The following is a 14,354-nucleotide window of genomic DNA, read 5'->3' as shown; positions in this document are numbered from 1 at the left end:
CATCAGCGCGGCCCCCCGAAACTGCCCGGAAGCTGCCCGGAGAGATTGGCCGGGACGATGTTGTGGAGCAGCACCCCGAAGAACGGTCCGCTGCCCACCGCCTCGCCGACCTGCTTAGCGAAATGTTCGAGGCCGGTCAGCGAGGCGTTGATGTTGTCGTAATTGCTGTTCAATGTCGCCACCAGGGTCTTCAACTGTTCGAGAGTGGGTCCGAGCGTGGATGCGTTGTCGCGGGACAGGCCAGTGAGCGCATCGGCCACCTGACGTGACTGCACGAGCACCCGATGGATGGTGTCCGCCCGGCTGTTCAGCGCGGCGAAGAGCGACTGGCCCTGGCCGAACAGCGCGGAGACCTGGGTGTCCCGGTCCGCGAGAATCTGAGACACGTTGGCCGCCCCCGCGAGCAACTGACGCAGTTCCTCGTCCCGGCTCGCCACTGTGTCGGACAGGCGGGAGAGGCCGTCGAGGGAGGACCGAAGGTCCGGCGGAAGCTCGTCCTCGACCGAGGAGATCTGCTCGAGTGCGCCGGAGAGGTTGACGGTGTCGGTCTCCGACACTTTGTCGGTGACTTCCTCGAGCGCGCGGGTGATGTCGTATCCCGAGCTGGTCTGGGCAAGGGGGATGGTCGCGCCGTCGGCGAGCTCGCCGTGTCGTCCGGGAGTGATCTCCACGTACCGCCGACCGAGAGCGGTTTCGACCTTGATCGCGGCGGTCGTGTCCTCGCCGAGCCCAACCGCACCGCTGTCCGCGTCGAATTCGACGTCAACCTTTCCCCCGGAAATGGACAGCCCCTTTACTTTGCCGACCTCTACACCCGCAATCTGCGTGGTATCACCGACCGCGAGGCCACTGGCGTCGGCGAACTCGGCGTGATATGTGGTTGCCCTGTTGATACCGGGAATGGAGTTGAAGTTGAGCGCGAGGAACAGGAGCCCGATCAACACCGCTGTTCCGATCAGGCCCATGCGGAACGAATCCCGCTCGAGGAAGGACTTCTGAGCCATCACTGACACCTTTCTGCGGGAGCCTTGAACATCGGTGTGACGCCGCCGGGACCTGGGCCGGACGCGTACTTGATAGCGAGACCACAGACGAAGAAGTTCACGAAGCTGCCGTAACCCGCGACGCGGCCGATGAGTCGGTAGTTCTCGGGCAGAGTGGACAGCACCATGTTCAGCGTGTCGGTATTCGCGTTGAGGTTGCCCGCGAGATCACCCAGCGCGACGACATCCTGCGCGATTGCCGGCCGATTCTGATCGAGAACACTTGCGAGACTGTTCGTGACACGATCGATGTTCCCCAAGGAATTGGTGATCAGATCACGGTCACCGTCGAGGCCCGCGACCAGCCGCTGCAATTGGTCGATCAATGCCGAGAACTGGTCACCGCGATTGTTCACCGTCCCGACTACCGTATTGAAGTTGCTCACCACCTGACCGATCGCCTGATCACGGTCCGCCAATGTGTTGCTCAAGGACCCGATTTGAGTCACCAGACGCCCGATACTCGCTTCCTGGCCGTTCAGTACCTCGATCAGCGAGGCGGACAACTGATTGGTCTGATCCGGGTCAAGCCCCTGCAGCAGTGGCCGGAAACCGTTGACAACCTGGTCGAGGTCGAGCGCCGGCGTGGTCTGCGCGAGTGGAATCGGACCGTCGAGCGCGCCGATGGCACCGGGCCCGTTCGACAGCTCCACATAGCGGTCACCGATCAGGTTCTTGTACTTGATCCGGGCCGTGGTCCCCTCAGTCAGGGGACGTTCGGTGGAGAGAGAGAACGACACGACTGCCGTGCCGTCCGAGGCCAACTCCACCCCCTTCACCTTGCCCAACGGCACGCCGCCAACTTTGACGTCTTCGCCGTTGCCCAGCCCGGACGCATTCGAAAAAACGGCTTGATAGGTGTGTGTGCTGCCGAAGCGCATATTTCCCACCACCGTCGCCACACCGAACCCCGTCAACGAGGTGACCAGCACGAAGATCAGCAATTTGATACCCGGTGCCTTCGTCATCAGCGAACACCTCCGAACATGAACTGCGCGAACGGGTTACCAATCAGATCCTCGACACCGTGCGCCGCCTGGTATGCCTTGCTGCCGTCGTCGAAATCGGTATGCCCGGGAGCCTGGGCGGGGTCGTAACACCGCGGTGCGCCGTCCGCGCCGTTCTTCGGCGCGTTCTCCGGGTACGTGTACGGCGGATCACCCATCAGCAGAGTGCCGAGAATGTTCAGGCCCGCCTGATCACTTCCACCGACGGTGCGCTCGAGGTACTTGTTTGTCTGATCCATACTCGCAAGGAAGCACGGGTACATCGGCGCATTCTGTGCAAGGAGTGCCGTCGTCGGTTCCAACGCATCCAACGACTTTTCCAACGGGTCACCGGAGGCTTCGAAGAAGGTGCGCCCGCTGTTGCCGAAACCGCTGAAACTGAGCAGGAAGGCGCTCAATTGCTGCTCCTTCTCGGTCACCGTGTCACCCGTGGTGCTGACGTGGTCGACGGTCCGGAGGAGATCCGGAGCGGCGTCGGCGAGGATGTCGGAGACCTCCGCGCCCTTGACCAGGTCGCGCTGCAACGTGGGAAGGCTGCCGTTGAATTCGGACAGGTAGGTGTCGAGTTCGACCATCATGTCGCCGAGTTGGTCGCCGCGGCCCTGCAGCGAGGTGGACAGCGCACTCAACGTCGCGTTGACCTTCTGTGGTTCCACGGTCCGCAGCACTGTCACCAAGGAGTCGAGGAGATCGTTCACCTCGGTGGCCACGGCGGTGCCCTGAACCACGGATCCGGCCGACACGGTGGTCGCCGAGGGATGCTCCGGTTGCACGAGGGTCACGAACTTGCGTCCGAACAGCGTGGTCGGATCGATCACGGCCGTGATGTTCTCCGGTATCGCCGAAGTCCGGCTCCCGTCGATGTCCATGGTGATTTCGGCCTGGTCGTCCACCAACTGCACCTTCGCCACCCTGCCGACGACGACATCTCGCATTTTGATGTCGGACCCGGGTTCGAGCATCAGGCCCGACCGCGCCGAGTACAGCTTGACCGGGACGGTCGAGTGGAACGATCCGCGGTAGATGCCGACGGAGACGGCCGTCGCGATCGCGATCAGCGTCACCAGACACACACCCAGGAGCACATAGACCAGGCGGCTCCGCTCTTCGATATGGCCACCCATGTCAGCCCGACACTTTCACGGCGCCGGCCGAGCCACCGTAGACAGCGATTCCGACGAGAAGGTCGATCACCATGATCGCGATCAAGGAGGTGCGCACCGCACGCCCAACCGCGACCCCGACTCCTGCAGGCCCGCCCTTCGCGTTGTAGCCGTGGTAGCAGTGCACACACATCACCACCACGGACATCGCGAGGACTTTCACCATCGACCATGCGACGTCACTCGGCACGAGGAAGACGTTGAAATAGTGCTGGTAGGTTCCGCTCGCCTCACCGAGGTACTCGGTAACCAGCTGCGTGGCGACATACCCGACGAACAACGCCACGGCATAGAGCGGAATCACCGCGATGACCCCGGCGGTGACGCGAGTCGTCACCAGGTAGGGCAGCGACGGAATCGACATCGTCTCCATGGCATCGATCTCCTCGCTCACTCGCATCGCACCGAGTTGCGCAGTGAAACCCGCACCGACCGTCGCGGTCAGCGCGATTCCTGCGATGACGGGGATCGCCTCCCGGGTGTTGAAGAATGCCGAGATGAATCCGGACAGCGCGCCGATTCCGATGCGGCCGAGCGAGGTCACGCCCTGCTGGCCCACCTCGTACCCCACTGCGGTGGTGAGCAGTGAAATGACGACAAGGGTTCCCCCGATCACCGCCAGGGCGCCGGTGCCCATACTGACCTCGGCGAGCAGCCGGATCGTTTCCTTTCGGTACCGCCGGAAGGTGCGCGGAATGGCGGTGACAGCATGAGTGTAGAAATGGAGCTGCCTGCCCATCTCCTCCATGTGGCCGACCGGTGCATCGACCACGCGGAGCGCGATCGTGGCAACCCTGGGTCTCGCGCCGGTGGCCCGAGTAGCTTTCGACACAGAATTCTCCCGTTGACAGCCGACTTCGCGGCTAATGGTGGAGCGCTGTCAGTGCAGCGCGAGAGTCGTGATAACCGAATTGGCGAGGAAGAGAAGCAGGAAGCTGAACACGACGGTCTGGTTGACGGCGTCGCCGACGCCCTTGGGCCCGCCCTTGGCGTTGAGCCCCAGATGGCATGCGACAAGCCCTGCAAGCATCCCAAACACCGCCGCCTTCACCTCGCTGACGAGGAAATCAGGCAGTCCGGTCAAGATCGAGATCGCCGTGACGTACTGGCCGGGAGACGCACCCTGCATGTACACCGTCGCGATGTAACCGCCCACAAGGCCGACCGCGGACACGAGTCCGTTCAGAAACATCCCGATCAGAGTCGACGCCAACACCCTCGGCACACACAGGCGTTGAATCGGATCGATCCCCAGCACCTTCATCGCGTCGATCTCTTCGCGAATCGTCCGGGAACCCAGGTCGGCGCAGATTGCGGTCGACCCGGCACCTGCAACGACGAGAACCGTTACCACCGGGCCGATTTCACGGATGATCGCCACACCCGCGCCTGCACCGCTGAGGTCGACAGCGCCGATCTCCGCCAGCAGGATGTTGATCTGGTAGACGAACATCATGCAGAAGGGAATCGCCATGAGCAACGCGGGCATGATTGAGACGCCGGCGATGAACCATGCTTGCTGAACGAACTCGCGAGCATGGAAGGGGCGCTTGAACATGCACCGGAACGTCTCCATCGACGTCGCGTAGAACGCCCCGACAGCCGTCGGCGCGACCTGAATGGCCTTCCGGACAGCGCTCGCCCTCGGCGGGCGGTCTTTCAGATCTACCGACATCGAACAACCTTTCTCACTGTTTCCGGAGCATCCGAGGGGGAGCCGGCCATCATTCGTGAACGAGGACGACCTTCACCGCCTCACCCCGATGCTGGACGGCCACAGCTTCATTGATCTGTGAGAACGGCATCGTCGTGATCAACTTGTCGAACGGGAATCTGCCCTGACGGTGCAGATCGAGGAGGTACGGAATGAACGTGTCGGGGTCGGCATCCCCCTCGACGATCCCTCGGATCGTGAGACCGAACAGCTGGGTCGCCATCATTCCGATCGGAAGTGTGGCGGTGGGGTCGGCCGGGACGCCGATGAGGCCGAGAGACCCCCGGACACCCAATGACTGCAGGATCTGGTCCAGCACGGGAAGGAGCGCCGTCGTGTCGATCGCATAGTCGACGCCGTCGGGAACAATTGCCCGGATCTGCTCGGAGAGAACGCCATCCGCGGGATCGACGACGTGTGTGGCGCCCAGGGAGAACGCGAGTTCGCGCCTCGACTCGTGTGGTTCGACGACGATGATCACACCGACCTCACGGACTACGGCGGCGAGCACGGATGCCAGGCCGACCGAACCTGCTCCGACGACCACCAGTGACGAACCAGGATCGACGTCGAGTGAGTTAAACACCGCACCGGCGCCGGTCTGGATTCCGCAGCCGAGCGGGCCTACGAGTTCGAGCGGGGCGTCGTCCGCAACCTTCACGACATTGCGCTCATGAGCGATGGCATGTGTCGCGAGGGAGGACTGTCCGAAGAAGTTGCTGCCGAGCCCAGTGTCACCGGCGGTAATCGCCGAACTGCCGTCCGGGCGCACGCCCCCGAAGTTGTAGGCCATGAAATTGTGGCAGTAGGCAGGCTCACCCTTCTCGCAGTGGGCGCACTGGCCGCAACTGTTGAAGCTGATGGCGACCTTGTCGCCTTCAGCGACCTTGGTGACCCCGGATCCGACCTTCACGACCGTGCCGCTGCCTTCGTGGCCGAAAACACCCGGGAGGGGGAACGGGAGATGGCCCTCCTTGACTGCCAGGTCGGTGTGGCAGAGGCCGACGCCGGCGATCGCGACGAGGACTTCGTGTTCCGTGGGTTCGCTCAGGGACACGGTCTCGATGGCGAAGTCGCCCGAGACTTCGTGGACTACGGCGGCGCTGATCTGCACGATTGCTCCTAGCTTCGATTTGTTGCTGGCTCTACCCGTTGTCGGGCATCACTTGCTCAGGGGTGATGTTAGGTAGGTCACAAGGCGAAAAATAGGGCTGACGGACAAGTTCGCTCCAATCTCCCTCTTCACCCCCCCGGTGGGGGGAGGTGGGGGACAGCGGTCCAATCTCTGCCGACCGGTCCGTACCTCCGAAGAAGTATCCGAACCACCATCTGGTGCGACGCGGCGAGGAAAGCAGGCGCGAGAGACTCGAGTCACATCTCGGGGTCAAGTGGGTCTGGCTCACAATCAGGAGGAAGCGAATGTCTGTTGATCCTTCGGCGATCATCGTCGGGGTAGCCGCGGCAATCGGGGGCTTCGTGCATGGCGCCGATCTCCCGGAGCCCGCACAAGGCATTGCGACGCAACAGGTTCAATCGATCGTGGAAGCCGCACCGGCGCTCGGCGCGCAGATCGACGAGTCCATCGCGGGCTTACCCCCCGAAGCTCAGGATCCGGCTCGTCGAGCCGTTGACGCTGCGGCCGTTGCCGTTCAGGACGCTGTAGCGCCGTATTTGCCCCCGGTGGCCGACCAGTCGCCGCCTCAGAATCCGTTGCCACCCCGGGAGCCACAACCTCAGGACAACGCGAGTCCCCAGCCCTCCGAGCCGGTCGCGACGGAGCCGTATTCCCCGTCGTTGGGGCCGTCGCAGATGACGGGGGACGCGCTCGCGAAGGGCGCGAGTGACGGCGCGTTGCCGAGGTTGGTGCCGTCGGTGCTCGATTCTCCCGCCGCAACTTCGTCGGCCATCGGTTCAATTGCCGTCTTCGTTCCGTGGTTCCAGAAGGCGGGCGCCATCTGCGACGGCGTGAAGGCACCGGTTCTCGCTGCGCTGTACGCCGCGGAGAACGGATTCCGCTATGGCGCAACCGCTCCGGTGTCACCGTCGGGTGCTCGCGGACCAGGGCAGTTCATGCCTGCGACCTGGGCGGCGTACGGCAAGGACGCCGACGGCGACGGGAAGGCCGACATCCTCGACGTCGCAGACTCGGTGATGGCCTCCGGCCACCTCCTCTGCGACATGTACAACCAGATCGAAGAGTGGAAATCGCAGGGCGAGGTGGTTGGAGACACGCTGGACCTCACGATCGCGGGATACAACGCGGGCGTCGGCGCAGTTCGATCGCATCACGGTATGCCCTCAGGCGAAGCGGATTACGAGAACCAGACGAAGCCCTACGTTGCGAAGATCCGCGCATCCGAATCGCGATACGCCTCGCTTCTCGGAGTCTTCGGAGGCGGGGCGGACGGGATCGGCGGCAAGATCGTCGAAGCCGCCATTCGGTACCTCGGTCTCCCGTACGTGTGGGGTGGCGGGAATGTACACGGTCCCTCGGCGGGCGGTTTCGACTGTTCCGGGTTGACGTCGTACGCCGTTTATGCCGCCACGTCCGGGATTTCCCTTCCGCGCACCTCCGAGACCCAATGGAATGTCGGTACGGAGGTACCCCTGGCCGACGCGATGCCGGGTGATCTGCTGTTCGGGAACTGGGGCCCCGCGGGTCCCGGTCATGTTGCGATCTACATCGGAAACGGGCAGATGGTCCACGCTCCAACTACGGGAGATGTGGTCCGCGTCGCGCCGGTCTTCGAGGGTATGAAGGCTCGCCGGGTTGTGTGATGCGCGCGGTCTGGTCCCGCGGAGTGATGTACGGTGTCATGCGCCTTCCTTACCTGACGGTCAAGCGGTCGGAGCCGCGGGTGTCACCTCCTGGGGGGTTCGGTATCGACGTCGTGGTGAGTGCCGCGGGACTGGGCCAGTACGTCGAGGCCGTCGTAGCGCGGGCTTGGCATTGCCCCCGCCGCATCGTTCATCACAGGATCGGTCATCCCCGGCGACGGCGGATATCGCGCCCGATAGGACTTCGACTCGAGCAAGTCGAGGACTCAGTCGACGAGGCCGTCGTCGCTCTCCCAGGTCTCGGATGGTGACCGAAGTGGTCTATGAAACCCGCCGTGCACGAGACATCTCACACGACGTGCATCGCAGGGTCTGGTGTACGAAGTGAAATCCACTGACCGTGAACGGATTCCTCGTCTTTCCAGCACTTGTTCGCCCATCGGCGATTGGCACCGACAGTCACACTCCGAGGGTCAATTCTCCTTGTTAACGTGGTGGAAGTCGCTGAGGGTGCCGTTCTCGTGCAGGCAGGTGGCCGGGGGAGTGGTCTGCCTTGGAATGCCACAGTGAAGTCATCGGTGAATGCGACTGAAGCCGTTGGAGTTGGATAATGCGTGGGAGATGCGACTGCCCCGCCCATACCTCAACCGCAGGATGACCGCCGGCGGTGTCTCAGTCCCCGGTTTCGACGTCACCGACGGCGCGACGTACCTGTTGTAGTTGCTCGATCAAGGCTTCCAATGTGTCGGTGTCGACGGGCGCAAGGCCGAAGCGCACTGCGGCGAGGCGGTCGTTCGCCTCCTCGACCACTTCCAGGCCGGCCGGGGTGAGGGTTGCGAGAACGGTGCGGCGATCCGTCGCGTGGGCTCTGCGTTCGACGAGGCCCGCCTTGACGAGTTGGTCGACCGCCATCGACACGGTGGTGGGGTGCACCATGAGGTACTTGCTCAACTTGCCGAGCGTGCGAGTGCGCTGCTCCGACAGTTGCAATGACGTCAGAATGAGATAGGCGTTGCGCGACAGTCGAAGTGAACGCAGTTCCTGGTCCATGGCGCGCACGATCCATTGGTGCGTGCGGAGCAACGCCATGGTGGTTCCGAACTCCAGATCGGCCGAATCGCGCCGCTGGGACCATTCGGCTCGCATCCAGTCGACCACGTCGTGGCGCTCGCTTTCGGCCGGCGTCGGGCGCTCACTCGCCACTGGGCGTCCTCTCGTCGTCACCGAACCGCGTCGAGGTAGATCATAGAACCGCGGTCAGCCGTGCGAGAGAACGACCTTCCCGAACCCGCTTCCCTGTTCGAGATGCTTGTGTGCGGCGGCCGCTTCGGTGAGGGGGAATGCCGCGCTGATGGGTACGGGCGGGACGGATTCGGTGTCCAGTAGTGTCAGTAGCCCCGCGAAGTCCCGGGGACTGCCCATCGTGGTCCCGATCAGTTCGTATTGGCCGAAGTAGAAGGGCCGGACGTCGAGGGTGGCGAGCTCGCTGCGCGACGCGCCCAGCACGACCAAGCGGCCACCCGGCCGCAGTGCGGCGATGGACTGCTCCCAGGTTCCCACCGAATCCAGGACGAGATCGAATCCCTGCCCGTCCGGGGTGAGCCGGCGAGCCTCGTCCGGCCATTCGGGGTCGGTGTAGAGCATGCCGTTCGAGGCGCCGAGTTCCTGTGCCTGCGCGATCTTGGCCGCCGTGGAGGACGTGACGGTGACGTTCGCTCCTACTGCGGAAGCCAGCATGACGGCCATGGTCGCGACGCCGCCCCCTGCGCCCAGGACGAGCACGTTCTCGCCGGCGCGGAGGCGGCCGCGCGTGAACAGGGCGCGGTAGGTGGTGAGTCCGACGAGGGGCAGCGCGGCGGCCTGCTCCCAGCTGAGCCCGCGTGGTTTGGGTGCGACGCAGTCTGTGGGAACGTGCACCAACTCGGCGTAGGTGCCTCGCTGGTGATCGCCGAGGATCTCCCATTGTGCGCTCGGCGCGGAGTCACGATCGCCCCACCACAGCGACGGGAGGACGAGAACCTCCTCGCCCGTGTCGGTGCGAATACCTGCGCCGTCGGCGCCGAGTACGTGCGGCAGCGGTGACGAATACTTGCCCTGGCGGACGAGGACGTCGTGCCAGTTGAGCGCGGCCGCCTTCAGGCGGACGGTGACCCAACCCGAGCTCGCCACGGGGTCGGAAATCGACTCCACCTTCAAGACATCCGGCTCCCCGAATTCTCGCAACACGACGGCGTCCACAAAAGGTCCTTTCGGTCGTACCATTCGTACGGTAGCATATTTTTGGTGTGCATTCGCCGGTGGTGCCTCTTACCCCAAATTCACCGATCTGCTGACCTGATCGCTGCGAGTTTCGTTGTGCGGCATAGGACTGTGCGTGGGCGTGGTTGATCGTCCGACCTGACGTGTCGGGTTGTTCCACTGGGTCTTTCTGGTCGAGGCTGGGCAGGTTGAGTGGGTGTTAGGCGATGATTGGCTGATTGCGACGGAATGCGTTGCCGAACAGAGTTGTCCATGCGGTTTCCCAGTGCCAGTGTGTTGGTAGGTGCAGCGTCAACCGCCGGGCCGAGGAGGCGATGCGGGCGGGGACCGACACGATGGTGCGCCTGATGGTGCCGGTGGTCGCCTTCGTGAGCTTGGGATCGCCGGTGAGGGCGGCGGCGGCTCGGGTGAGGTTGAACGCCATCACCGCGCAGACGAGCCAGGCGGCGTTCGCCGGAAACGAGTTCGACGGGAGGTGCGCGAGGGCGGAGTTCTTCAGGTCCGCGTGGACCTGCTCGATGACGGCGTGCTGACGGTGGGTTTTGTCGGCGGCGACGGTGTCGAGGTCGGTGGTGGTGAAGAAGGCGTGGAACCGCCACACGTCGAACAACGTGCCCTGGCCCTGGTCCTTGGACGGTCGCAGGTCGGGGATCCGGCGCACCACCAGCCGACCCGGGATGTGATGGGCCTTCTTCTGGGAGGCGAACGCGGTGAACGGTATCTCGGCGACCTCGGCCCGCGAGATCCAGGTGTCGGTGGCCTCGTCGTAGACGGCGTCGGTGTACTCGATCGGCGTCCAGGCGGACTTGTCGTCGCCGATGGATGCGATCGCACGTTTGATGGTGGAGGTCAGGCGCACGGTCACCGAGACGTCGGCGTCGGCGCGGATCGCGGCCCCGATGGTGGGATGCCCGTAGAAGGCGGAATCGCACCGGACCAAGGGATTCACCGGGCTGTCACCGCTCGCTCCGCCGGCCTGGGTGCGCAGCCGGTCGACGGTGGCTAGTGCGTTGGCCATGAACGTTCACCGGTCAGGCCGCGGCTGTACCGGCCCGTGGTCGGCCCCAGCGTTGTTGGCGTTCGCTGCGGACGCGGGCGCGTTCTTGGCGTTGTGCTGCCAGGACGTCAGGGTGGCGGGCGTTGACGTTGCGCCAGCGCAGGTAGTCCTGCAGGCGCCGAGCCAGAACGGTGTGGTTGGGGTGGTTCGAATCGCCCATCACGAAGGTGCGCAACGGCCCGAACTGGGCCTCGATCGGGTTCGCCCAGGACGCGTTGGTCGGCGTGAAACACAGTTCGACGTTGCTTTCCGTCGCCCAGGAACGGATTTTGGGTGTCTTGTTCGCCGAAAGGTTATCCAGGATCACATAAACCGGCTCGCCGTCCGCCGGCACCCTCACCGGCGATCCGAAGCTGACGAAAGCGACCACCGGCACCCTCCGCCGCACCCTCGTCTCGGTCCCCGCACGCGTCGCCTCCTCGGCGAGACGGTTGACGCTGCACCTCCCGCAGAACTGGCCGTGGGAAACAGCATGGATGACTCTGTTCGACAACGCGTTCGGGCGCTCCTACCTGATCATCGTCTAACACCCGCGATCCCTGCACAGCCTCGACACGAAAGATTCAGTGGAACAACCCGACACGACAGGTCGGACGCTCTACCATGCCCACACACCGTTCCATGCCGCCCAACGAAACTCGCAGCGATCAGGTCAGCGAATCGGTGAATTCAGGCTAAAAAGAAGCTGGCCACCACCGAAACCGCACTGACGATCATGGGAAAAGCCTCGGCGCTCTTGGAACAACTCTCCGAGAGCGCGGATGCCGACGAGACGTGGAAGAAGCGTTGATCGCCGCCCACCACGCACTCACCGCGGCCGGGGTCTCTACCCGTGCCGCAACAGCATTGACCGCCGTGGCCCGCTCGACTGCGACCCGCGCCCGGGAACGCTCGGCCACCTCCGTCTCGTCCGTTTCGGCGGTCGGGGGTGCGCCGGTGAACAAGCTGTCCGCGCCCGAGCGTCGCCGGGTCGCGGAGGTGCTGTGCTCGGATCGGTTCGTCGACCGGGCGCCGCTCGAGGTGTACGCCACCCTGCTGGATGAGGGCGTCTATCTGTGTTCGGTGGCGACGATGTACCGGATTCTGCGGGAGAACCGGCAGGTCAGCGACCGGCGTCGGCAGGCGCGGCACCCGGCGCGGGTGCGTCCGGAGTTGGTGGCCACCGCTCCGCGGCAGGTGTACTCGTGGGACATCACGAAACTGCCCGGCCCGGCCAAGGGTGTGTATTACGCGTACGTGATGGTCGACATCTACTCCAGATACATCGTCGGCGCGCACGTGCAGACCCACGAGTCGGGGCTGCTGGCCGCCGAGTTCATGACCGATATCTTCGCCACCCACGGCATCCCCGAGGTGGTGCACGCCGATCGGGGCACGTCGATGACGAGCAAGTCGGTCGCCACCCTGCTCGCGGACCTGGACGTGGTCCGGTCGCACTCGCGGCCGCGGGTTTCCAACGACAACCCCTATTCCGAATCATTGTTCAAGACACTGAAATACGGGCCCGAGTTCCCGGAGCGGTTCGGATCGGTGCACCACGCGCGGGAGTTCATGGACTCATTCGTCGGGTGGTACAACCACGAACACAGGCATACCGGGATCGGGTTGCACACCGCCGCCGATGTGCACTTTGGTCGCGCGGCAACCAAGGCGGCTGAGCGTGCGCATGTGCTCGCCGACGCCCGCCGCACCCACCCTGCGCGCTTCGGCGCGACGGACCCATGCCCGAAGATCCTGGACCTCCCCACCGACGCCTGGATCAACAAACCCGTCCAAGACCAAGCGACCGAACCGGACACCGAGGAAGTCGCCGCTTAACACCCGATGGACTCAACCGCCTTGAAAAATTCCGCCGCGGCGAGGTTCGACGACCCGAATCTGATGTCGACCGCGGGGCTGGGCCCGGTGATGGCATTGGCGCAGGCCAGCGGCCTGCTCACCCTCGCCGATCAGTACCTGAGCGTGCCGACCGACAAAGGTGCCAACGCTGGCTACAAGATCGGGTCCCTGATCGGTGGGATGGTCGCCGGCGCCGACAGCATCGCCGACCTGGCGATCCTGCGGCACGGGGCGATGGGGACCGTTTTCGACCGCCCCCATGCACCGTCGACGCTGGGATCGTTTCTTCGCCAGTTCAGCTTCGGGCACGTCCGCCAGCTCGATGCCGTCGCCTCGCGATTCCTGTGCGCTCTCGCCGACGGAACGTCCCTGGTCGGTGGTATCGACACCGGGCGGGTGCTGGTCGATATCGACGATTCGATCATCGAGGTACATGGGCACGGCAAGCAGGGCTCCGAATACGGCTACTCCGGCGTCCGCGGGTTGAACGCCCTGATCACCACCGTCACCACGGAGACCGCTGCGCCGGTGATCATCGGACAGCGATTGCGGCGCGGGGCGTGCGGCTCCGCACGTGGGGCCGCCGGATGGTGACCGACGCGCTGGCCACCGTCGACCGGCTGCGCACCCAGGCCGGCGGAGCGAGCGGTGACAGCCCGGTGAATCCCTTGGTCCGGTGCGATTCCGCCTTCTACGGGCATCCCACCATCGGGGCCGCGATCCGCGCCGACGCCGACGTCTCGGTGACCGTGCGCCTGACCTCCACCATCAAACGTGCGATCGCATCCATCGGCGACGACAAGTCCGCCTGGACGCCGATCGAGTACACCGACGCCGTCTACGACGAGGCCACCGACACCTGGATCTCGCGGGCCGAGGTCGCCGAGATACCGTTCACCGCGTTCGCCTCCCAGAAGAAGGCCCATCACATCCCGGGTCGGCTGGTGGTGCGCCGGATCCCCGACCTGCGACCGTCCAAGGACCAGGGCCAGGGCACGTTGTTCGACGTGTGGCGGTTCCACGCCTTCTTCACCACCACCGACCTCGACACCGTCGCCGCCGACAAAACCCACCGTCAGCACGCCGTCATCGAGCAGGTCCACGCGGACCTGAAGAACTCCGCCCTCGCGCACCTCCCGTCGAACTCGTTTCCGGCGAACGCCGCCTGGCTCGTCTGCGCGGTGATGGCGTTCAACCTCACCCGAGCCGCCGCCGCCCTCACCGGCGATCCCAAGCTCACGAAGGCGACCACCGGCACCATCAGGCGCACCATCGTGTCGGTCCCCGCCCGCATCGCCTCCTCGGCCCGGCGGTTGACGCTGCACCTACCAACACACTGGCACTGGGAAACCGCATGGACAACTCTGTTCGGCAACGCATTCCGTCGCAATCAGCCAATCATCGCCTAACACCCACTCAACCTGCCCAGCCTCGACCCGAAAGACCCAGTGGAACAACCCGACACGTCAGGTCGGACGATCAACCATACCCACA

Annotated in this window: 10 protein-coding genes and 4 pseudogenes; 4 read left to right on the top strand and 10 right to left on the bottom strand. The window is 64.5% G+C overall.

The features are described from left to right. Positions 1-2 precede the first annotated feature (2 nt). The 6 genes from GO592_RS35040 to GO592_RS35015 all read right to left on the bottom strand — a co-directional run bounded on the left by GO592_RS35040 (position 3) and on the right by GO592_RS35015 (position 6,041). A complete protein-coding gene (locus GO592_RS35040; RefSeq protein ID WP_007299696.1) occupies positions 3-1,004 on the bottom strand; it encodes an MCE family protein in 1,002 nt (333 codons plus the stop codon). Further along, entirely contained in the window at positions 1,004-2,011 is a 1,008-nt protein-coding gene (locus GO592_RS35035; protein ID WP_007299697.1) for an MCE family protein, read from the bottom strand. Before GO592_RS35035 ends, GO592_RS35040 begins: the two co-directional genes overlap by 1 nt. After that, complete coding sequence (locus GO592_RS35030) at positions 2,011-3,174, bottom strand: MCE family protein (RefSeq protein WP_007299698.1); 1,164 nt, start codon at positions 3,172-3,174, stop codon at positions 2,011-2,013. Before GO592_RS35030 ends, GO592_RS35035 begins: the two co-directional genes overlap by 1 nt. A gap of 1 nt (position 3,175) precedes the next feature. Continuing rightward, complete coding sequence (locus GO592_RS35025) at positions 3,176-3,961, bottom strand: MlaE family ABC transporter permease (protein ID WP_225927779.1); 786 nt, start codon at positions 3,959-3,961, stop codon at positions 3,176-3,178. A 132-nt stretch (positions 3,962-4,093) separates the two neighbouring features. After that, positions 4,094-4,888 carry an MlaE family ABC transporter permease gene (locus GO592_RS35020; protein ID WP_007299700.1) on the bottom strand — a complete coding sequence of 265 codons (795 nt, stop codon included), beginning with the start codon at positions 4,886-4,888 and terminating at the stop codon, positions 4,094-4,096. Between the two features lie 49 nt (positions 4,889-4,937). Continuing rightward, the gene (locus GO592_RS35015; RefSeq protein ID WP_007299701.1) at positions 4,938-6,041 is read right to left on the bottom strand and encodes an NAD(P)-dependent alcohol dehydrogenase; all 1,104 of its coding nucleotides are present in this window, start codon (positions 6,039-6,041) and stop codon (positions 4,938-4,940) included. Positions 6,042-6,346: 305 nt separating this feature from the next. Here GO592_RS35015 and GO592_RS35010 point away from each other — a divergent pair, with 305 nt between their 5' ends. Next, complete coding sequence (locus tag GO592_RS35010) at positions 6,347-7,705, top strand: C40 family peptidase (RefSeq protein ID WP_039952461.1); 1,359 nt, start codon at positions 6,347-6,349, stop codon at positions 7,703-7,705. Positions 7,706-8,377: 672 nt separating this feature from the next. On the opposite strand, the gene GO592_RS35005 is transcribed toward GO592_RS35010, so the two are convergent. The 4 genes and pseudogenes from GO592_RS35005 to GO592_RS34990 form a co-directional block, all read right to left on the bottom strand. Next, positions 8,378-8,908, bottom strand: coding sequence for a MarR family winged helix-turn-helix transcriptional regulator (locus GO592_RS35005; protein WP_007299703.1), 531 nt, complete (start codon positions 8,906-8,908; stop codon positions 8,378-8,380). Positions 8,909-8,962: 54 nt separating this feature from the next. Continuing rightward, entirely contained in the window at positions 8,963-9,943 is a 981-nt protein-coding gene (locus tag GO592_RS35000) for a quinone oxidoreductase family protein (protein WP_007299704.1), read from the bottom strand. Between the two features lie 220 nt (positions 9,944-10,163). After that, positions 10,164-10,982 (bottom strand): annotated as a pseudogene (locus GO592_RS34995) (IS1380 family transposase); the annotation flags it as partial. 13 nt (positions 10,983-10,995) lie between these two features. Beyond that, positions 10,996-11,346 (bottom strand): annotated as a pseudogene (locus GO592_RS34990) (transposase); the annotation flags it as partial. Between GO592_RS34990 and GO592_RS34985 the strand changes: the two are divergent. The 3 genes and pseudogenes from GO592_RS34985 to GO592_RS34975 form a co-directional block, all read left to right on the top strand. Continuing rightward, positions 11,345-11,548, top strand: a pseudogene (locus tag GO592_RS34985) (IS1380 family transposase); the annotation flags it as partial. The pseudogenes GO592_RS34990 and GO592_RS34985 sit on opposite strands and share 2 nt — an antisense overlap. A 247-nt stretch (positions 11,549-11,795) precedes the next feature. Continuing rightward, a complete protein-coding gene (locus GO592_RS34980; RefSeq protein ID WP_202715267.1) occupies positions 11,796-12,839 on the top strand; it encodes a DDE-type integrase/transposase/recombinase in 1,044 nt (347 codons plus the stop codon). A 6-nt stretch (positions 12,840-12,845) separates the two neighbouring features. Next, positions 12,846-14,269 (top strand): annotated as a pseudogene (locus GO592_RS34975) (IS1380 family transposase). Positions 14,270-14,354 lie beyond the last annotated feature (85 nt).

Source organism: Rhodococcus sp. 21391, from assembly GCF_016772255.1.
Classification (GTDB): Bacteria; Actinomycetota; Actinomycetes; order Mycobacteriales; family Mycobacteriaceae; genus Rhodococcus_F; species Rhodococcus_F opacus.
This window is presented reverse-complemented; position numbering and strand designations above follow the sequence as displayed.